This window comes from Fictibacillus fluitans (assembly GCF_030418125.1).
GTDB lineage: Bacteria > Bacillota > Bacilli > Bacillales > Fictibacillaceae > Fictibacillus_C > Fictibacillus_C fluitans.
This window is the reverse complement of record NZ_JAUHTR010000023.1, coordinates 12,619-32,829: the sequence shown is the minus strand read 5'-3', so window position 1 is coordinate 32,829 and position 20,211 is coordinate 12,619. Positions and strand designations below refer to the sequence as shown.

Sequence of the window (20,211 nt, the reverse complement as noted above, 5' to 3'; positions counted from 1 at the left end):
ACCTCCTATTTCTCCTTCTTGCGGAACCAATTTTTGACTGTATTCTTCAGAGAAATAAGAATCCCTGCTTTTTTTAGCCATTTACCTTTTAAATTATACCATGTTTGCTTGGGAATGAAACGTAAAATCAGGCTAAATAACCATTTTAGCGGAAAAAAAATGAGTTTAAAAACGATTATGACGAGGGCCCAGACCCAGCGGCCAGCCAATAGAACGAGTGCAAAAATAATCGAGATGACCCATTTTACCGGATGAATGATAAGAGCAAGGAGCAGCCGCACAAAAAAACGATACAAATTGCTTATAAATGTAATAATCACTTCAAGCAATTTTTTATAGCCTGCTTGAAAAAGGGCCTTGTACATACTGAAGCCGCATAGAAGGGCAATAAAAATATACAAACGGAGATTGGCATGGTTTACCTGAAGCAGCACATAAAAAACAATCAGAGCCTGAAGCAGCCAAAAGATGGTGTCATTGATGAAATGCAGCCAGTACCACTTCCGGCGCTCATGGACGAAGCGGCCATAAGTATCAATGGCCATTCCGATCCAGATTCCCATGGCTGCCATGGCCAGCATGGTTTGAAACTGTACAGAAAGCGTCATTTGAAGAGCTTGCCAAAAAATCCTTTAGTTTTTTCTCCGCCCTGCTGATCCAGATAAACCAGATCGAACACTTTACCCTCAATGGATACCATGCCGGATTCCACATCCAGGTTTTTCATTTTCAAATTTGTACCCCGGATGGCCAGAAACCCCATCGTTGTCTCAAGAAGAAACTCTTCGTTATCAAAGCTCTCCACCTGTTTCACGCCTGTGATCTCCAGCTTTTTGCGGCCCACCATCTTCACATCATGATCCGGGTTCGTGTTTTTATTTAAGGAGCCATAATCATAGAATTGGTCCATTTACATCCCCCTCTTTCGCTATATGTTTATGAAAAGGGGGACAACTTTAGAACAGGCGCCTTATTTAACTGCCCAACAAAAAAAGGCCTAAAATTTAGGCCCTTCTTCCGTTGATTGAAGTGATTCTTCGTTGATGATGGTATACATCTGGGCAGCATCCTCTTTTTTCGTGAACTCTTTCAGCTCATCCACACGGACAGTAACAAGCTTCTGGCCAAAGCGGATCTTGAGTTCATCTCCGGCTTTCAGTACCGAAGAGGATTTTGCCTGTTTGCCGTTAACGGCAATTCGCCCTTGATCGGAAATTTCTTTGGCCACCGTCCTGCGTTTGATCAGTCGGGAGACTTTAAGAAATTTATCCAGTCTCATTTACTTTACAGCTTCCTTAAGCTTATTTCCGGGACGGAAAGCAGGAACCGTTGATGCCGGGATGCTGATTTCTTCGCCTGTTTGGGGATTGCGTCCTGTACGGCTTGAGCGCTCCCTCGTTTCAAACGTTCCAAACCCGACAAATTGTACTTTATCTCCGCTCTTCAGCGCTTCTGTAATCTCATCAACGAGTCCACTTACAACCACTTCAACGTCTTTCTTTGTTAATCCTGATTTTTCGGCAATATTGGTAACCAATTCATTTCTGTTCATTTTAACAACCTCCTTGGCATTCTTTCAAAAGATTCGGATAAAGTCCAGAAAACTTAAGGGTTCTGCCTGCTTTGAACAATATTCTCTAAGAAAAAAGAGATTCCTTCCAGGTTTTATAAATTTTCTTTGGCCTGATCCCAGAGTTTATCCATCTTCTCAAGCGTTGTATCCTGAGGAGTCAGCCCCTCCTTCGCGAGCTCTGTCTCTATGTAGCGGAACCGCTTGTAGAATTTTTGGTTCGTTAAGGACAGTGCTTCTTCCGGGTGGATGCCGTAAAAGCGGCCAAGGTTGACCATCGTAAACAGCATGTCCCCAAACTCTTTTTCGCGTTCCTCATCCGTCTCAGCGCTTTTCCATTCGTCAAATTCTTCTCGTAGCTTGTTTACGACCGGTGTAACCTCGTCCCAGTCAAAGCCGGCCTTCGCTGCCTTTTTTTGATAATCATAGGCTTTATGGAGGGAGGGAAGTCCTTTGGCCACGCCGTCCAAAAGAGAGGTCCGGTGGGCATTGCCCTTTTCAGCTGACTTGATTTCCTCCCAATTTTGCAATACCTGGTCGGCGGTCTCTGCCTCAACATCCCCAAAAACATGGGGGTGGCGCCGGATCATTTTATCAGCCAGGACAGTAATTACATCATCCATGGAAAAATAGCCGTCATCTTCTCCAATTTGGGCGTGCAGCAGGACCTGAAGCAGCACATCTCCCAGCTCTTCGACCAAATGCTCATCATCTTCTTCATCGATGGCTTCGATGACTTCATATGCTTCTTCTATTAAATATCGTTTGAGCGACTCATGTGTCTGTTTTTTATCCCATGGACAGCCGTCAGGACCGCGCAATGTGGCAATAACGCCCCGCAAATGTTCAAAGTCCCTGAACAGCATGGTGTTGTCGCGTACAGGCGGAACATAGACCGCGGTCAGATTGTTGAGTTCCACGGAATGGTCCAAATCGTGAAGCGGAACATATTGAACGGACTCGCTGGCACTTCCTGCGGCCGTGACAACAGCAACTTCGAAATCGTCAGGATATTTGTCCATGAGCGTCAGTTTAACTTCAGACGCAATAAACCCATCATACACCTGAACAATAATAAGATGGTTGCGTACCTGAATCTGTTCCTTCTTCAAACTGGTTCCATCGAGGATCTGGCACCCTTCGATGGGATCGATTTTCAATGCGGTATACATTTCATCCAGAAAGCTTTTGCCCCCGGCTACTTTTACCGGGATCCCCTTGCCCTCTGCTTCCTTAAGCAGAATTTGGACGGTTTGCTCTGCAACAAGCGGATGCCCCGGCACTGCATAGACGATGTCTTCTTCAGCGGCTTTTTCAAAAAGGATAGAGGTAATCTCTCTGTAAACCGCTTCAAACCCGTCATGCTTTTCATAGATATCATCAAAAAACGTCATGCTGATGTTTTCTTTTTGCAGCTCCTCTACCGCCGGGTGATCTTTTGTGCGGACATACACATGATCCGTCTTCTGCAGGAGGCGGTACGCTCCCAGTGTGAGCTGTTCCAGGTCCCCTGCTCCTAAACCAACGATCGTAATCGTATGAGACACGTTTAACTCCTTCTTTCTTTCCACCGGCTCATCACATGCCGGATTTTTTGTAATTTGGGAATGCGCATGAGGTCATCCATGTTAAACACCCTCGCCAGCAGCAAGGCGGCCAACAGCACGATTCCCCCGACTGCACTTGCGCCAAGGGAAACCATGGCGCTTGCCGTGCGGGTTTCAGGCAGCGCTGCAGCAAGGCCTGACTTGACGAGCCAGGCGGCCAATGCCATAAGAGCAACTGCACTTCCGATGCGCATGCCATAAAACCTTTCCTCTGCGGCAAACCTTGTCCTTTTTTCAAGAAAAACAAGATTTACGCCAGCCGCCAAGGAAGATGCAAGAACGGTAGCTGTACTTGCCCCAATTTCGTGAAAGGCAGGCATAAGCACAGCGTTTCCTGCAATTTTACTGATAAACGCCAACACTACACTGACGACAGGATAGGCGGTCATTCCAAGTCCCTGCAGCAAGCCGGTTGAGGTTAAAAACATGGAAACCGGCAGGATCGACAGGCCGAGCACGGCAATCTCCAGAGATCCCTCTTTATTTTCAAAAAGCATGGTGTTGACCGGCTCAATAATTACGGCAAGACCGGCAGCGGCTGCGAGTCCGATAATAAAAACAACCTTGATTGACAGGCCGCAGATTTTGCGAAGGCCGGCAGCATCTCCCCGCCTTTTTGCTGCAGCCACAGCCGGAACAGCGGCAAGGGAAAGCGACGTGGCAATGACCGTTCCGAGCTGAAGAAGCGGCTGCGCCCTGTCAAAGATTCCTTTTATTTTTCGTGCATGCTCAATAGCAATGCCGCTTTTACTGAGAAAATTAACAAATGTAAATGCGTCAGCAAGCTGGAACAGCAGCAAAATCATCGAGCAAAGTGACAGCAGCAGTCCGGCAGACAGCAGCTGAACACTGCCTTTTCCCGGCAGGGTCAGACGAGGCTGAATCCCCCTTCGTTCCTTCTGTTCTTTGCGGAAAAAGAGGAACAGGACGACAAGCCCTGCCATTGCCCCGACAACTGAACCCGAAGTCGCAGCCGCGCCCGCTGTATACACGCTGTATCCCCGCGACATAAAGTAGTAGGAAAATCCAATGATGCACACAACTCGGACCGACTGCTCAACCACCTGGGAATAGGCGGTCGGCTTCATTTGTTCCGCACCCTGGAAAATTCCTCTGAACACGGCCACAAACGGCACGAATAAGTAGATAAAGGATGTAGCTTGAATCGGCGGCTGCAGACGGGAATCACCCATCCATCCGGCAATGAGGGAGGAGCCGAAAAACAGAAGAACAAACAGTATGACGCCCACAGCCATAAATGTAGTAAACGCCTCCTGAATCCTCTTATTCCGATGTTCTGCAACCTCCCCGGACTCAGACAAGATCCGGGAAAGCGCAACCGGAAACCCCGCCAAAGCAAACGTTGAAGCTATTCCGTAAAAAGGGTATACCTGCTGGAACACATAAAACCCGGTATCCCCCGTTATATTCTGATAAGGAATGCGGTAAACCACACTCAAGACTTTTACAATAATCATGGCAAGCGCCAGCACAACCGCACCCTGCCATATCCGTTTCGATTGATCGTCCATACCTTCTCCTAGAAAAAAATAACATAATACCACGTATTATAGCACGGAAAAGCTGAAGCCGCTGTTCAGAGACGGCAGGCATTGGAGTGGGAAGTCCAGCTAGTTTACATAACGGGCGTTTGGCTTGTAAATAGTGAAAAATGGCGCGTATTTGATCAAAAGTGGCGTGTAATCGACAAAAAGTGGCGCGTATTCGACAAATTTTGGCCGGTAAATCCAGAAACGACCGTGCAAACGACCCATAAAAGTACCAAAAAGACCGCCTGCGGCCAAGAATTCCGCCAAAGTAGTAAAAAACAGCACGCCACGGCGCAAAATAAATCCTATTTTACTCAAAATCTTCTTCATCAGGACGAAAAAAAAGAAGGAGCAGAAGCATCCCTCTTTTAGTGTTCCATTTGCCGGGCAAGAAAGCCGGCTGCTGTTTCTGCAAGCTTTTGCTCAAGCTCTGTCATTTTTTTGCCTTCTTTGGAGAGAAGAGTGACGACGCCAATAGGGTCGCCGCTGGCTACGATTGGGGCAATAACGTAAGATGAAGACTCTGTACTTCCGTCGACCATTTCAACGTCTGTGCTGTTGGCCTCAAGCACCGATTTGCGGTCGTTCATGGAGGTCTCTACGACTTTCCCGATTCCTTTGTTCAAGTAATCCTTCTTGGATCCTCCTGCTACCGCAATATATGTATCGCGGTCAGCGATAAGGACAACATGTCCGGAGCTGTCAGCCAGGGATTCTGCATATTCTTTCGCAAAATCGCCAAGCTCATTAATGGGCGAATATTTCTTAAGAATGACTTCCCCGTCCCGGTCCACAAAAATCTCAAGAGGATCGCCTTCTCTGATGCGAAGTGTGCGGCGAATCTCTTTTGGAATAACAACCCGGCCAAGGTCATCAATACGGCGTACTATGCCTGTTGCTTTCATTGAATAATGCCCTCGCTTTCATAAGATGTAATCACTGGATGTATTGCATAAATGAAACCTTCTTTTGAAGATTGTTCCATTCTCTCCTGTTATTATCTGTTACCTTGCGAGTTCTATTCATGAAAAGCATTATTGTTTTTTTAGCCGGGGTTTTCTAATTTACGATCTTGCCTTCGCTTTATCTTTTTTGGCGCTTTTCAGCTTTTTTAATACTTGCTCCATTGCCTGAAGCAGTTCTTTGTCTGAAATACGTTTTTTATTAAATACAATCTTCAGCTTCTCTTTTTCCACACCGAGGTTAATGAAGCGGCCGATTTTATTGACGATGTCAAACAGCTTGGCTCCATCTACTTTTTCTGTTGCTTCCTCTGACAGCAGGATGGTCACCGTATCGCCCTTTTGTTCGATGCTGTCAGCTTTTTCGCGCTTGGCGAGCTCTTTAATGCGTGCGATGAGAAGCAGGCATTCCACTTCCACCGGATAGTCGCCAAAACGGTCGATCAGGGAGTCGTGGAGCTCATCCACATCCTGCAGGGAGCTTGCTGCTTTAAATTGCTTATACATATCAATCTTTTGTTTGCTGTCTTCAATATAGAAGGCAGGAATGTACGCGTCCACTTCCACGTTAATGTCGATAACGGGCGCAGCCGGCTTCGGTGTGCCGCCTTTTCGTTCTTCGATGGCTTCCTGCAGCATTTGGGAATAAAGGTCGAAACCGACAGAATCAATAAACCCGTGCTGCTGCGCTCCAAGCAGGTTACCTGCTCCGCGGATGGTTAAATCCCTCATGGCAATTTTGAACCCGGAACCAAGTTCGGTAAATTCTTTGATTGCCTGAAGCCTTTTTTCGGCTACTTCCGTCAGCACTTTATCCCGCTGGTAGGTAAAGTAGGAATAAGCGACACGATTGGAACGGCCGACACGTCCTCTTAACTGATAGAGCTGGGAAAGCCCCATTTTATCAGCATCATAAACAATCAAGGTGTTAACGTTGGGAATATCCACCCCGGTTTCAATGATGGTCGTTGATACGAGAACATCCGTGTTGCCTTCGAGGAACTCGAGCATGACCGATTCCAGCTCATTTTCCGACATCTGGCCATGGGCAACACCTACTTTAACATCCGGCACGAGAGACGAAATCTGCTCAGCCATACGGTCAATGGAATCCACGCGGTTATATAAAAAGTAAACCTGTCCGCCGCGCCCAAGCTCCCGTTCAATGGCTTCCCTTACGAGTGACGCATTGTATTCCACCACATACGTCTGGACCGGGAATCGGTTTTCCGGCGGAGTTTCAATAACGGAAAGGTCCCTGACACCGAGCATCGACATATGAAGGGTTCTCGGAATCGGTGTCGCCGTTAACGTCAGTACATCAACATTCGATTTTAACCGTTTAATTTTTTCCTTATGAGTCACACCGAACCGCTGCTCTTCATCAATGATCAGCAGGCCGAGGTCATGGTATTGGACATCCTTGGAAAGAAGGCGGTGTGTACCAATTACAATATCAACCGTCCCGTTCTTCAGTCCTTTTGTCACTTCATTTTGTTCCTTTTTGGAACGGAACCGGCTCAGTGATCCGATCGTTATCGGGAATTCGGCAAACCGTTCACGAAAGGTCTCGTAATGCTGCTGCGCGAGGATCGTGGTCGGCACCAAAAAGGCAACCTGTTTGCCATCCATCACCGCTTTAAACGCGGCACGGATGGCAACCTCTGTTTTTCCATAGCCCACATCTCCGCACAAAAGGCGGTCCATCGGCCGGGTCCGTTCCATATCGGTTTTGATTTCATCGATGGCACGGATCTGGTCGTCTGTTTCCTGGTACGGGAAGGAAGACTCGAATTCCTGCTGTTCCGCTCCATCTTTTCCAAAGGCGTAGCCGATACTTGCTTCCCGCTCGGCATACAGCTTGATCAAGTCATCCGCAATATCCTGTACCGACGACTTAACCTTGTTCTTGACCTTTTTCCAGTCACTGCCGCCAAGTGCATAGATTTTCGGCTCTTTTGCTTCGGAACCGACGAATTTCTGCACCTGGTCGATTTGTTCAACCGGCACGTAAAGTTTGTCGTTGCCCGCATACCGGATATGCAGATAATCTTTATGAACCCCTTTGATCTCAAGGGTTTCAATACCGAGATATTTCCCGATCCCGTGGTTTACGTGGACAACATAATCTCCGACCTTAAGCTCGGAGTAGCTCTTGATCCGCTCGGCATTGGACATCTTTTGGGAGCGGACGGGACGCCTGGCTTTTTTAGTGAAAACTTCCTCTTCCGTAATCACCGCAAGCTTTTGCTTCGGCGATTCGAATCCGCTGGAAAGGTCTCCAATTAAAATCTGGTTTACTTTCGGCTTCAGCGCTTTGTCGCCCGAAAGCAGGCTCGCGTCCATATCGTAATCTGCAAGCACCCGCTCCAGACGTTTCGCACGCTCCTCATTTGCCGCAAGAAAGACAATCGTGTAGTTCGTCTTTTTCCATCGTTCCAGCTCACCCTTCAGCACATTAAGCTGTCCATGGAAATTCTGCATGCTTTTACTTTCCACATTCAGGATATTTTGTGGGCTTGTATGCGGAACATGGCGAAGGAAAAGAGAAAGATAGATTTTTTGAAAAGGTGAATTCTGAAGAATATCCCGGTCCTGAGACAGGCGGATATCGGTCAGGATTTCACCTTGCATGAGCATGGACGTGTGCCATTCGGCTTCTTCCTTTTCAAGCTGATTGGACATTTCTTCCACACGGCTCACTTCATCCATCACAATGATGCTGTTACCCGGCACATAATCCAAGAGACAGGCGTGCTCATCATAAAACAGGGAAATATATTTATACATCCCTTGAAACCGCTGCTTTTCCTTGAATTGTCCCATTTCATAATTCATGTGTTCAACAAGCGATTCCTTTACCTGCTTGTCTCTCACCTTTTTCAGCGTGGCAGCGAGGCCCGCTTCCATCTTCTTAACCACACCATCGAATTGTTCATCATACAAGAGAATTTCCTGTGCCGGTCCAATGGTGATATTTTCTGCCTTTTCATCCGACCGCTGTGTATCCGCTTCGAAATAGCGGATGGAATCGATCTCTGTATCAAAGAGCTCAATCCGGACAGGCATCCGTTCGGTTAATGAATAAATATCGAGGATGCCGCCGCGCATGCTGAACTCCCCTGGTGCAGAAACCATGCTTACCCGCTCATAGCCGATGGCCACCAATGTATTTAAAACGTGTTCAACGTCTATATCCATTCCGGTTTCAAAACGAAGCTGGGACTTTTTCCAAACCTCTTTTGGCGGCAAAAAGCGGCGCACCCCGGCGATCGGAGCGATGACAACGCCTTTGTCACGTGAGGTTAAAAAGTTCAGTACTTCCAGGCGCTGTGCCTTTAATTCCGGGCTCGCAATGGCAATTTCAGAAGAAATCAAATCATTGACGGGATAGAGAAGAACGTCTTCTTCCGGAAGAAGACTGCAAAGATCTTCATACAGCTTTTGTGCCTGGTATAAGTTATGGGTAATCACAAATTGGGTTTTGCCGGTCTCTTCATACAAAGAGGCAATCAGCAGTGTTCTTGCTGACCCGGAAAGCCCCGCCACAAGCTGTTCCTTCAAATTCTCCTGCAGGCCGGTTAATACCGCCTGAAAATCATCGCCCTGGCGATAATGCTGCTTCAGTCCTAACATGTAAACCTCCCCCCTGATGAAATACTATTCTCCGTATTCCTCAGTACTATGTTGTATATGCTGCTTTTTCGTATTTCTTGCTTTTTTCCCCTTTTACACGCCAATTATTCCCACGCAGCCTGCAAATAGAAAAAGGCCTTGGCTTGCTGCCAAAGCGTCTTTCTTATTGAATAAAAGATTGGAGCGCATAATAATCCGGGTTTCTTTCGAGCGCTTCATGACAATCCTCGCAAATGGTTTTGACGTGAATTTCACCTTGCTTGTCATACTCGATCATCGTTTGCCTGTCTTCGGCGGACAGCTCATGAAAACCAAGCTGTTCGGCGGTCAGAGTGTTTTGTTCCAAACGCCCGACGTGCTTTTTGCAATGGCGGCACTCGTAATGAATAGCCATTTTTCAGCCCCCTTATCCGGTTCACTAGCATAGGATATGTTACTACCATTATGAACGGAACAAGGGGTTTCTATTCAGCCGTTATACTTATTCATGACGCGTGTAAACGGCATGGAAAGAAAGGCTTCACAGGCGTCTGCGGAGCGTTCCACAGTCTTCTCGGCAAATGGAACATCTTCCTTTGAAAAAGGGCTCAGTACATAGTCGGGGACGGGCTGGGCATTTTTCGGACGGCCGATGCCGAACCTGACCCTGTTGTACTCTTGCGTGCCGATATGGGCGATGATCGACTTCATCCCGTTATGCCCGCCGGCGCTTCCTTTTTCTCTTAACCTGAGCTTTCCTGCCGGAGTATCCAGGTCATCGTAAATCACAACCATATCCTCGACCGACAATTTAAAGTAATCCATAAAAGGACGAACGCATTCACCCGATAAATTCATATATGTTAAAGGCTTCAACAAGTACACCTTTTCTCCGTTAATAACACCCGTTCCATATATTCCTCTGAACTTTGACTGGTTTAACGGAATATTGAAACGCCGTGACAGTTCGTCAATTACCCAAAACCCGACATTATGGCGGGTTTTTTCATATTCTCTGCCCGGATTGCCGAGGCCTACAAACCATTTCACTATGAAATCCTCACTTTCTCAAAAAAAAGCCTTTCTGCTACTTTTATTATACACGAAACTCTCTCACTCATTAATAAAGACGCCTGTCCTCATAAACAAACGGCGCAGCCTGTAAGCTGCACCGTTGGAGTATGGTTAAGGCAATCTTATTCCTTTGTTTCGCCGTTATCTTTGTCTTCTTCATCCACGGCTGCACCTTCTGCATCTCCGCCTGCATCCGCTTCGGCTTCTTCCGCATCTTCTGCGTCTTCATCCTCTGTTTCAGCAACGGTCGGAGGTGTTACAGTAAGAACCACTTCTTCTTCATCATCCATAACTTCGTATGCAGATGAAGTTGGGATGTCTTTCACGAGGAGAGAATCCCCGATGTTAAGATTTTCAGCATTGACTTCGATGTGATCCGGGAAGTCATTCGGCTTGGCTTTAACCGTTACCGTATGAAGGATACGCTGTAACACGCCGCCTTCTTTCACTCCCGGTGATTCACCTGTTACCGTAAGAGGAACATCGGATTCGATTTCCTTTTTAAGGTCAACAACGATGAAGTCAACGTGTGTAACTTCGTTTTTCAAATGGTCACGTTGGATTTCCTGAACCATGACGGACTGTTTCTTGCCATCCAGATTGAGGGAAATTACTCCGTTCAGTCCATTATCTTTTAATATTTTTATAAATTCGGTTCCAGTAACCGCTACTGACTGGGGTTCTGTGCTGCTTCCATACACTACTGCAGGCACATTTCCTGATTGCCTTAGTTGAGTGATATAAGAACGCTTTGTGGTATTCCGTTGATTGGCTTTGAGTTCTGTTGCCATATTATTTCACCCTTCCTAAATATAAGTCTCTATAAAGAATTACCCAATTTAATGAAGTTTAAAACAAGCAAGCAAAAAACCTGGCTTTAATCAAACAATTTGGACACTGAAAGCTGCTCATGCACGCGAATAATCGCTTCACCAAGCAATGGTGCAACAGACAGCTGAGTCACTTTGTCTGTGCGTTTTTCTTCCGGCAAGACGATGGTGTTGGTGACTACAAGCTCTTTAATGCGCGAATTTTGAATACGCTCAATGGCCGGACCGGAAAGCACCGGGTGGGTACAGCAGGCATATACTTCCTTCGCCCCGTTTTCCACAAGTGCATTGGCAGCAAGCGTTATGGTGCCGGCAGTATCAATAATGTCGTCAATCAAGATGGCTGTTTTGCCTTCAATGTTACCTACAATATTCATAACCTCTACCACATTCGGGCGCGGACGGCGCTTGTCGATGATGGCAATCGGTGTTTTCAGTCGGTCCGCCAATTTGCGGGCACGTGTCACACCACCGTGATCCGGTGAAACGACGACGATATCTTCAAGTTTTTTATCTTCAAAATAATTGGCAAGAATCGGAACACCAAGAAGCTGGTCCACCGGAATATCGAAAAAGCCCTGGATCTGAGTAGCATGAAGATCGATCGTAATCAATCTTGTCGCACCAGCGGTTTCAAGAAGGTTTGCTACTAGTTTTGCTGTAATGGGTTCACGGGCGCGTGCTTTGCGGTCCTGGCGTGCATATCCGTAATACGGAATAACCACATTGATCGTTTTCGCAGAAGCTCGCTTGAGTGCATCAATCATGATAAGAAGTTCCATCAGATGCTCGTTCACCGGGTCGCTTGTCGATTGGATAATATAAACCTCACTGCCGCGAATGCTTTCTTCAATATTAATTTGAATTTCGCCGTCACTGAAGGAAGTGACGGAGCTTTTTCCAAGATCAATACCGATATGCTTTGCAATCTCCTGGGCGAGTTCGATATTGGAGTTTAACGTAAAAACCTTTAACGTAGAATCAACATAACTAGTAGCCATTAACACCTATTCCTTCCGTTTTTTAAACTGCTTGCTCAATTATTTTGAAAGCATTATGCTTTATTGTTATTTCTGTTGGAAACATAATTTTCTTTGTTTGTCTGCCGGCTTCTTGCAATCGAAAGTGCTTCAGCAGGAACATCCTCCGTAATGGTGGATCCAGCTGCGACATACGCATTTTTGCCAACCGTGACAGGGGCAATCAAATTCGAATTACAGCCAATGAATGCACCGTCTTCCACCTTGGTAAGATGTTTGTTCTCTCCATCATAGTTTACCATAATTGTTCCGCAGCCGAGGTTAACATCTCTGCCAATTTCTGCATCTCCCACATAGGTAAGATGGGATGCTTTGCTGCCTTGAGCCATTACAGATTTCTTCACTTCCACAAAATTCCCGATTTTCACCTGGTCTTCAATGGAGGAAGCGGGACGCACATGCGCGAAAGGTCCGATATTAACTTCATTGCCCACTTCACTGTCATGAACGACAGATTGCTTAATGGTATTGCCATTCCCAATCGTACTGTCCTTGATCTCGCTGTTAGGCCCGATGATGTTGTCATCGCCAATACGGGAGGTGCCTGTAATCATGGTACCGGGATAAATAACTGTATCCCGTCCAATAACGGCATCCGCAGAAATATAAGTCTGGTCCGGATCCACGATGGTAACACCATTTCTCATGTGTATTTCATTGATTCGCTTTTTCATCGTTTTCTCAGCCTGCGAAAGCGCGACACGGTCATTAACCCCGAGCGTCTCGTCAAAAGAAGGCGTTTGGTAAGCCGCTACCGTTTCTCCATGCTTCTGAATGATTTCAATAACATCCGGCAGGTAATATTCACCTTGGGAATTGTCATTATTCACAGAAGAAAGAGCCTCAAATAAGGACTTGTTATCGAAGCAGTATGTTCCTGTATTAATTTCCTGCACCAGTTTCTCTTCGTCTGATGCGTCTTTTTGCTCAACGATACGTTCAACCGTTCCGCTTTCATTGCGAAGCACCCGGCCGTAGCCTGTTGGATCTTCCGCTTTTGCTGTCAAAATGGTGACTTTTGCATCAGCAGCCTGATGCTCATCAATGAGTTTTTGCATGGTCTGCGCAGTAATCAGAGGTGTGTCTCCGCATACCACCAGCGTAATGCCTTCCTCATTGGACAATGTTTCTTCCGCTTGAATCACGGCATGCGCTGTTCCGAGCTGCTCTTCCTGAAGAACATATTCGGAAGCGTCTCCTAGCTGGTCTTTTACTTTTTCAGCTCCGTGGCCAACCACTGTTACGATCTTCTTCATGCCTAACTGAGAGATCTGATCGACCACATGTTGTACCATCGGCTTGCCGCAGACAGGATGAAGTACTTTATATAGACTGGATTTCATTCTTGTTCCTTGACCTGCAGCTAACACTACTGCATAGCGATTACTCATAAATGACCTCCACTAGTATTTACTATTATTCTGGTAATATTCCATTACGAATATATCTCATAATCACAGTCATTTCAAGGAATGTGAAGAAGTTGTCAAGGGATTGTTAAAAAGCGGAGGCGCCTTGCTCAAAAGCGGCAGACGTTGGAGTTTTCGAACACAATACGTTTTTTGTATTTTGTGAGAAAACGAAACGGCAGAGCTTTTAGGCGCCGGAGCTGGATTCATAAAAAAGCGGAGGCGACCGTTTAAAGCCGATAGACGTTGGAGGGCTCACACATCAACACGCTCTTTGTGTTGTATTGTGAGTCCGAAACGGCAAAGGCTTTGGCCGCCGGAGCTGGATTCATTAAAAAGCGGAGGCGCCTTGGTAAAAAGCGGAAGTGACTTTGGGCAGGCTGCAAAGGGAAGGAAAGAACGCTAAAAAAAAGAACCCCCATTTTGGTAAGGAGTTCTCTAAATAATTAAGATCAGGATGCTCCTGCTTCTTCAAAAGCAGATTCCATTTCACCCATTCTGTGATACTCCGTCAATACCGCGTTTTGAATCTTCTCGCGTGTACTCGACGTGATTGGGTGAGCAATATCTCTAAATTCCCCATCCGGCGTTCTTTTGCTAGGCATAGCAACAAACATTCCGTTGTTTCCATCAATCACACGTATATCATGAATAACAAACTCATGATCAATTGTAATTGAAGCGATCGCTTTCATTCGGCCCTCAGTGTTCACCCTTCTAAGTCGTACATCAGTCACTTCCATTCCAGACACCACCTTTTTCCATAAATAAGAACGTATAACAACATTTCTTCATTTCCGGGTAAAATCCTTCTATTAATATAAAAATTTTTAAAAAATTTTGTGAAATAAAAAATAGCACCTTTCCAAATGAAAAGGTGCTATCTTCCTATCTTTGAGACCATATTTTTCAGGACCTGACGAGTGCAACCACTTCGATTTCAATCTGGGCATCCTTAGGCAGGCGTGCCACTTCCACGCAAGAACGGGCAGGCTTATGGTCCGAGAAATATTCTCCGTAGATTTCATTGATTTGTCCGAAATCATCCATGTTTTTGATAAATACGGTCGTTTTCACAACCTGGTCAAAGGAAGAGCCCGCCGCTTCCAGCACAGCAGCCAGATTTTTGAATACCTGGTGAGTTTGGACGTCTATACCTCCCTCTGCCATTTCCCCCTCTGCGGTTAATGGAATTTGACCCGAACTGTAGAAAAGATTATTCACAACCATTCCCTGTACATAAGGGCCAATGGCCGCAGGTGCTTTTTCAGTCTGTACCTTGTTCATTGTCCGTTCGTCTCCTTTTGGTTGAAGTAATTTCCTTCTTCGACCTCTATTCGCTGTTCTTTTTCATTTACGCTTGCCAGTCTGGTGAGTGACACATAATCATCCACCAATCGTTCGGCCCCGTCCTGGGCTTCCACGAGCACGCCGATTCCCGCGACTTCAGCCTGAAACTCTTTAATCAGACTGATCATGCCGCGAATGGTTCCGCCTGCCTTCATGAAATCATCAATGATAAGGACATTGGCGCCTTTTTGGATACTTCTTCTCGCCAGCGCCATCGTCTGGATGCGCTTTGTGGAACCGGAAACATAATTAATGCTTACCGTGGAGCCCTCTGTGACCCTGCTGTTGCTTCTAACGATCACAACAGGAACATTAAGCTGCGAAGCCACTGCATAGGCGAGGGGTATTCCCTTGGTCGCCACCGTCATGACAGCATCAATCTTTTGGCGGGAAAAGACAGAGGAAAACAGACGCCCGACTTGATTGACCAGGCTCGGATTTCCAATAATATCTGTTAAATATAAATACCCTCCGGGCAGCAGCCGCTCCGGGTCTTCAAGCATATCGGTGATTTCCCGGATCACGCCCGTTGCTTCTTCCTTTGAAATGGACGGAATATACTTTACTCCGCCGGCCGCTCCGGCAACCGTAATGATAGAGCCAATTCCCTGGAACTCAAAATTTTCCTTGATGATGGCCAGATCCTCGCTGATGGATGATTTGGCTGATTGATACCGCTCTACAAAATAAGACAGTGGAATTAACTGATGCGGATGCTGTAATAAATAGGTGGTGAGGTCGACCATTCTTCCGCTTCTTTTTAATTTCATCCTTTTCCTCCAAAAACCGAATATTTGAAGTTAATATACCATTTTCATACGGTTTTTATCAACAAGGAAATGGAAATCATTCAAATTAAGCGGTTACTGTTTTACAATTTTTCTCGATTATAGTCCTTAAAGTCGTCCTGCCCCTCACCCAAAAGGCGTACGGCATACACTTCAGTACAGAAGCCCCTCAACCCGTTGTACACACGATTTACACGGGATTCATGCTGAAACAGTCCAAACACAGTAGGACCGCTGCCGCTCATCAATACTCCGTCAGCTCCAAGCCTGCTCATCTGGTCCTTAATCTGTTTCACTTCGGGGTAAAGCGGAAGAGTGACCGTTTCAAGAACGTTACCGAGCTGGCTGCAGACGGCCTCATAATCATAAGTATCAATCGCCCTTACCATCGCATCAATATCAGGATGTTCAATATTCTGAACATCGAGCTTGCGGTAGACCTCGGCTGTGGAGACACCGATCGGCGGCTTCGCCAGAAGTACCCAGCAAGGAGGCGGCGGTTTAATATGCTCGATATGCTCTCCTCTTCCGGTAGCTATGGCTGTACCTCCATACACGCAAAAAGAAACATCAGAGCCGATTTTCGCCCCGAGAACAGCCACTTCATCAATCGACAGCCCGAGCTCCCAGAGTTCATTCAGGCCCTTCAGGGTTGCGGCAGCATCACTGCTCCCGCCCGCCAGGCCTGCGGCAACCGGAATATTTTTGGAAATATGTATTCCGACACCTTTTTTTACCCCAAACGTCTCTTTCAGCAGCATGGCCGCCTGATACGCTAAATTGCGCTGGTCGAGGGGCACAAATCCGCCTGTGGATTCAATGGTGATTTTATTTTCCTCAAGGAGGGTCAGTTCCACACGGTCCGCCAAATCCACTGTGGTCATAATCATCTTAACTTCATGGTACCCATCTTTACGCTTACCGAGAACATCAAGCGACAAATTGATTTTTGCCGGAGCTTTAATGGATATCTTTTTATCATTCATAAAGATTCCCCTATATCATTAATATTTAATTTGATACTATCACAAATCCCGTGCAGCCTCTATATGGAAAAGAAACTGCCGGCTAATGGCCCACAAAAAAACCGGAGCATGGCTCCGGCGCTCGCATATTTATTGCTGTCGGGACAGGTTCTGCTGCGCGATTTCAATGGCACGCTTCACCATGTTGCCTGCATCCTTGGCCTTTATGCCGCCCCAGCCTTCCTGCTGGACTGTATCATAAAATCCAAGGTCCCTGGCTAGCTCCATCTTGAATTGCTCAGACATCATTCCTCGTCTTCTGCTCATGATGCAAACCCCTCTCAATTTAAATAGCGATATGGATTAGTATTTTACGTTTGGGGTATGGTTATGTATGAATAGGTGATATGGCGGTTTCAAAAAAAAAGCATAAAAAAAAAGCAGTAAGAATTCTTACTGCCCGCTAACCACCTGGGATTCTTCTAAGAAAGTAAGTTCAACGGTTTCTGTTAATACGTCAGCGTAGCTGTAAGAAACACGTTCAAAAGCGTTGGTGTCCTGATCCAGTTTAATAATAAATACGGCAGGGTATGTTTCTTCCAAGGTACCAAGTCGTTCAATCGTTTTGCGACGGCCTCCATTAGCTCTCAGAGAAAGTCTTTTACCCACGTTAGACTCCAAAATTCGTCTAATGTCCACTATTGTTTTACCCATATCGGCTCCACCTCACTTAGACAAATTGTAACATAAATCGCTACTTTTTGTCAAATTAAAACTAAAATTATAGCAATTTTGAAGTTCAGATGTCAATGAAAAATTATCCTTTTTTACACTTTTATTATGTGGACAAATGTAAAATTTATGTATGGGAACCAAAAAACTTTATAAAAACACAAAAAAGCCCCCAGCAGGGAGCAGCGAAAACCGTGCTGCTCATTCCAGGCTGGAAGCCTTTTTATTGAATATACGTCTGGGATTTAATCGGCATGCCAGTCCGCAAGAACCCTTTCGTTTCGACCCCGCCCAATCCTTCCCTTCCCGTAAGGGTGTTTCTCAGGACGTCCATCACATTCACATGCTCCATAAATGACGTAAGACTGATCTTCGAAACAATATAGACAGGGTCCAGTGCATGAATATTAATTCGCGCGGGTGAACTTGCAAAATTGCTGCCCGCCTTGATCAGCGATTCAAAATGGGACTGGCAGGCGCCGGCAAATATCATGAGATGGTCGAGCTGCGGATATTTCCTGCGGATCTCCCTTACCGTCCTGACAAAAAACTTGGTGTGGCGGTATGCCTGCATATCCTCGATGGAGCCTTTGCTTTTCATATACGCATCATGTCCGGTAATGACAAGAATATCCGGACGGACCTCATCGACCAGGGCCGGAACCTTTTCGGGCATTTCCGTCTCTTTGATATGAATCCCGTAAACCGGGACACCAAGCCGTTTATATAATTCCAGGCATTTGCTGAGGTAAAGAGGGTCACCGTCCACGTGCAGCACCCTTCCCGGCAGTTCAAAATAAGATTGGTCATATTCGTAACCGTTCGTTGAGAGATACTCCCTTTTTTGCCGGAGCAAATAGTAATCCTGCCGGAACAGCTTATAAGAAGACTCTTCCTTTGCCTGGCCTTCCTGACGCCTTTCGTGCTGCTGCTGCTGCGACATGGCCACAAGATCAGCGACAGGAGAATCGGCCAGGAGTCGCATTTCCTCACCCGCCAGGTCAGCAACAGTTTTATCTTCATTAAAACCTACGATGCGGAACAGCAAATCACAATTATAGGATGTTCGGCCAACTACGGAACCAACCTCAAGTTTCATCAAACTCCCCCTGTTTGGGAAAAAATACAAATCCCAGTTACCATATTCTTATTAAAGATATGTAACCGGGATTCGAAACATGAGTCTATTTTAGAAGAGGGGCCAATGCTTCAGATAGTTTGGCAAACTCCTGGATGGTCAGTGTCTCTCCTCTTCGTTTAGGATCAATCTCAATTTGCCGGAACACATTCTCAAGCTCTTCCCGCTTCTCTTTTAATGGAAGGTTATTGAGCAGGTTGTTCCAGAGTGTTTTTCTTCGCTGTGCAAATGAAGAACGAATCACTTCAAATAAGAAATCTTCATCCTCCACCTGAACCGGCGGCTCTTTCCGAAGTGTCAGGCGGATGACGGCCGAGTCCACATTCGGAGCCGGCACGAAAACGGTTTTCGGCACCTTGAGGACGGTCTGGGCTTCCGCATAATACTGGACAGCGATGGAAAGGGAGTTGTACTCTTTCGTTCCCGGTTTTGCCGCAAGCCTGTCCGCTACTTCCTTTTGGATCATGCAGACAATCCCGCGGATGGGAAGCTTTTCGGTAAGCAGCTTCATGATAATCGGTGTGGTCACATAATAAGGAAGGTTGGCGACCACCATGATATCCTCAATTCCTGAAAACTCTTCCTGAATCACTTTCTTCACGTCAGCTTCAAGAATATCAGAATGAATGACTTTAACGTGAGGATATGGTGCGAGCGTCTCATTTAAAATAGGCAGCAGCCTCTGGTCGATTTCAAACGCCACCACCTTTTTTGACTGACGGGCGATGTGCTCTGTGAGCGAACCAATTCCCGGTCCGATTTCAATGGCCCCTGAGTTTTCCGTTAGGTCTGCCTGGGCAACGATGTTATTCAATATATTGCGGTCGATCAAGAAGTTTTGACCGAGGCTTTTCTTAAATGTAAAGCCATGCTTCTTCAAAATGGCTTTCATGCTTTGCGGATTCGAGATGTCCTTCATTATTCCCGCTCCTCCTGTTGTAGTTCAAGTATGGCATCAGCAAACTGCTCTTCCGTGATCTGAAACATCATCAGGCGCTTGTGGAGCTGCTTGCCGTTCATATACCCAATCCGTAATAGTCTTCCCAATTTTTCTCTTCTTGCCTTTGCCTTCGGGCCGCCGATCAGGCCGGCCGAAACCAGATCATTCCACGTAATCCGTTCCACTTCTTCAATATATTCTTCTTTTACGTTGCCGAGCGCCTCCAAAATCGATTCCCGGGAAGCATGCTCCACACCGAGTCCTCTTTTATTTTTTGCGATGGCCTCCTGCTTCGGAAGAAAGGCATGCTTGCAGCCTGGCACTTTGCTTGAGATGATTTTCCTGATGCGTTCACCGGGATAATCGGGATCGGTAAAAATAATAACCCCCCGCTTTTCCTGGGCAAGGCGGATTTGTTCAATCGTCTCCTCGCTGATTTCCGAGCCGTTTGTTTCAATGGTATCCGCATTGACTGCATGCTGTATCACAGTGGTATCACTTTTTCCTTCTACCACGATTATTTCTTTAATTTTCATAATTTCCTCCCAGATGATGCAAAAAACTACTTTCTAGTATACCCTTACTTTCCTTTTAGGAAAATAAAAAGCAGGGGATCGCCGCCAATTCGGATTGGACGCCTC

Annotated in this window: 23 protein-coding genes; 1 reads left to right on the top strand and 22 read right to left on the bottom strand. The window is 46.3% G+C overall.

The window, feature by feature from the left end; genetic code table 11:
• Nucleotides 1-5: 5 nt before the first annotated feature.
• From yabQ to QYB97_RS23510, 6 genes are all read right to left on the bottom strand, one after another.
• Nucleotides 6-608, bottom strand: a complete 603-nt coding sequence (yabQ, locus tag QYB97_RS23535; protein WP_301168441.1) for a spore cortex biosynthesis protein YabQ — start codon at nt 606-608, stop codon at nt 6-8.
• Nucleotides 605-910, bottom strand: a complete 306-nt coding sequence (gene yabP, locus QYB97_RS23530; protein WP_301168440.1) for a sporulation protein YabP — start codon at nt 908-910, stop codon at nt 605-607. The genes yabQ and yabP overlap by 4 nt, the downstream gene beginning before the upstream one ends.
• A gap of 87 nt (nt 911-997) precedes the next feature.
• Nucleotides 998-1,279: an RNA-binding S4 domain-containing protein gene (locus QYB97_RS23525; protein WP_301168439.1), complete on the bottom strand. Its 282-nt coding sequence runs from the start codon at nt 1,277-1,279 to the stop codon at nt 998-1,000.
• Nucleotides 1,280-1,552 (bottom strand): HU family DNA-binding protein, encoded by a 273-nt coding sequence (locus QYB97_RS23520; protein WP_061975945.1) that lies wholly within the window; start codon nt 1,550-1,552, stop codon nt 1,280-1,282. It abuts the gene before it with no gap.
• Between the two features lie 113 nt (nt 1,553-1,665).
• A complete protein-coding gene (yabN, locus tag QYB97_RS23515) occupies nt 1,666-3,117 on the bottom strand; it encodes a bifunctional methyltransferase/pyrophosphohydrolase YabN (protein ID WP_301168438.1) in 1,452 nt (483 codons plus the stop codon).
• Nucleotides 3,118-3,119: 2 nt separating this feature from the next.
• Nucleotides 3,120-4,709: a putative polysaccharide biosynthesis protein gene (locus QYB97_RS23510; RefSeq protein ID WP_301168437.1), complete on the bottom strand. Its 1,590-nt coding sequence runs from the start codon at nt 4,707-4,709 to the stop codon at nt 3,120-3,122.
• Nucleotides 4,710-4,790: 81 nt separating this feature from the next.
• On the opposite strand from QYB97_RS23510, the gene QYB97_RS23505 reads away from it, so the two are divergent.
• On the top strand, nt 4,791-5,099 hold the full coding sequence (locus QYB97_RS23505; protein WP_301168436.1) for a hypothetical protein: 309 nt from the start codon (nt 4,791-4,793) through the stop codon (nt 5,097-5,099).
• Here QYB97_RS23505 and spoVT read toward each other — a convergent pair.
• The 16 genes from spoVT to rnmV all read right to left on the bottom strand — a co-directional run bounded on the left by spoVT (nt 5,096) and on the right by rnmV (nt 20,106).
• Nucleotides 5,096-5,632 (bottom strand): stage V sporulation protein T, encoded by a 537-nt coding sequence (gene spoVT / locus QYB97_RS23500; RefSeq protein WP_301168435.1) that lies wholly within the window; start codon nt 5,630-5,632, stop codon nt 5,096-5,098. The two genes, QYB97_RS23505 and spoVT, sit on opposite strands and share 4 nt — an antisense overlap.
• A 159-nt stretch (nt 5,633-5,791) precedes the next feature.
• A complete protein-coding gene (mfd, locus tag QYB97_RS23495) occupies nt 5,792-9,325 on the bottom strand; it encodes a transcription-repair coupling factor (protein WP_301168434.1) in 3,534 nt (1,177 codons plus the stop codon).
• A 163-nt stretch (nt 9,326-9,488) separates the two neighbouring features.
• Nucleotides 9,489-9,719, bottom strand: coding sequence for an anti-sigma-F factor Fin (fin, locus tag QYB97_RS23490; RefSeq protein ID WP_301168433.1), 231 nt, complete (start codon nt 9,717-9,719; stop codon nt 9,489-9,491).
• Between the two features lie 74 nt (nt 9,720-9,793).
• A complete protein-coding gene (gene pth / locus QYB97_RS23485) occupies nt 9,794-10,354 on the bottom strand; it encodes an aminoacyl-tRNA hydrolase (RefSeq protein WP_301168432.1) in 561 nt (186 codons plus the stop codon).
• Nucleotides 10,355-10,500: 146 nt separating this feature from the next.
• Nucleotides 10,501-11,169, bottom strand: a complete 669-nt coding sequence (locus tag QYB97_RS23480) for a 50S ribosomal protein L25/general stress protein Ctc (RefSeq protein ID WP_301168431.1) — start codon at nt 11,167-11,169, stop codon at nt 10,501-10,503.
• Nucleotides 11,170-11,255: 86 nt separating this feature from the next.
• Complete coding sequence (locus QYB97_RS23475) at nt 11,256-12,209, bottom strand: ribose-phosphate diphosphokinase (RefSeq protein WP_301168430.1); 954 nt, start codon at nt 12,207-12,209, stop codon at nt 11,256-11,258.
• A 53-nt stretch (nt 12,210-12,262) separates the two neighbouring features.
• Complete coding sequence (gene glmU, locus QYB97_RS23470) at nt 12,263-13,639, bottom strand: bifunctional UDP-N-acetylglucosamine diphosphorylase/glucosamine-1-phosphate N-acetyltransferase GlmU (protein ID WP_301168429.1); 1,377 nt, start codon at nt 13,637-13,639, stop codon at nt 12,263-12,265.
• Between the two features lie 470 nt (nt 13,640-14,109).
• The gene (gene spoVG / locus QYB97_RS23465; RefSeq protein ID WP_053356264.1) at nt 14,110-14,400 is read right to left on the bottom strand and encodes a septation regulator SpoVG; all 291 of its coding nucleotides are present in this window, start codon (nt 14,398-14,400) and stop codon (nt 14,110-14,112) included.
• Nucleotides 14,401-14,566: 166 nt separating this feature from the next.
• Complete coding sequence (locus tag QYB97_RS23460; protein WP_301168428.1) at nt 14,567-14,944, bottom strand: RidA family protein; 378 nt, start codon at nt 14,942-14,944, stop codon at nt 14,567-14,569.
• A complete protein-coding gene (gene purR / locus QYB97_RS23455; RefSeq protein WP_301168427.1) occupies nt 14,941-15,777 on the bottom strand; it encodes a pur operon repressor in 837 nt (278 codons plus the stop codon). The genes QYB97_RS23460 and purR overlap by 4 nt, the downstream gene beginning before the upstream one ends.
• Before the next feature lie 101 nt (nt 15,778-15,878).
• Nucleotides 15,879-16,781, bottom strand: a complete 903-nt coding sequence (ispE, locus tag QYB97_RS23450; protein WP_301168426.1) for a 4-(cytidine 5'-diphospho)-2-C-methyl-D-erythritol kinase — start codon at nt 16,779-16,781, stop codon at nt 15,879-15,881.
• A gap of 129 nt (nt 16,782-16,910) precedes the next feature.
• Complete coding sequence (locus QYB97_RS23445; RefSeq protein ID WP_301168425.1) at nt 16,911-17,087, bottom strand: small, acid-soluble spore protein, alpha/beta type; 177 nt, start codon at nt 17,085-17,087, stop codon at nt 16,911-16,913.
• A gap of 126 nt (nt 17,088-17,213) precedes the next feature.
• Nucleotides 17,214-17,474, bottom strand: a complete 261-nt coding sequence (gene veg / locus QYB97_RS23440; RefSeq protein ID WP_061975971.1) for a biofilm formation stimulator Veg — start codon at nt 17,472-17,474, stop codon at nt 17,214-17,216.
• A gap of 241 nt (nt 17,475-17,715) precedes the next feature.
• Nucleotides 17,716-18,591: a sporulation peptidase YabG gene (gene yabG / locus QYB97_RS23435; RefSeq protein ID WP_301168424.1), complete on the bottom strand. Its 876-nt coding sequence runs from the start codon at nt 18,589-18,591 to the stop codon at nt 17,716-17,718.
• Between the two features lie 85 nt (nt 18,592-18,676).
• Nucleotides 18,677-19,552 carry a 16S rRNA (adenine(1518)-N(6)/adenine(1519)-N(6))-dimethyltransferase RsmA gene (gene rsmA, locus QYB97_RS23430; protein WP_301168461.1) on the bottom strand — a complete coding sequence of 292 codons (876 nt, stop codon included), beginning with the start codon at nt 19,550-19,552 and terminating at the stop codon, nt 18,677-18,679.
• Entirely contained in the window at nt 19,549-20,106 is a 558-nt protein-coding gene (gene rnmV / locus QYB97_RS23425) for a ribonuclease M5 (RefSeq protein WP_301168423.1), read from the bottom strand. The genes rsmA and rnmV overlap by 4 nt, the downstream gene beginning before the upstream one ends.
• Nucleotides 20,107-20,211 lie beyond the last annotated feature (105 nt).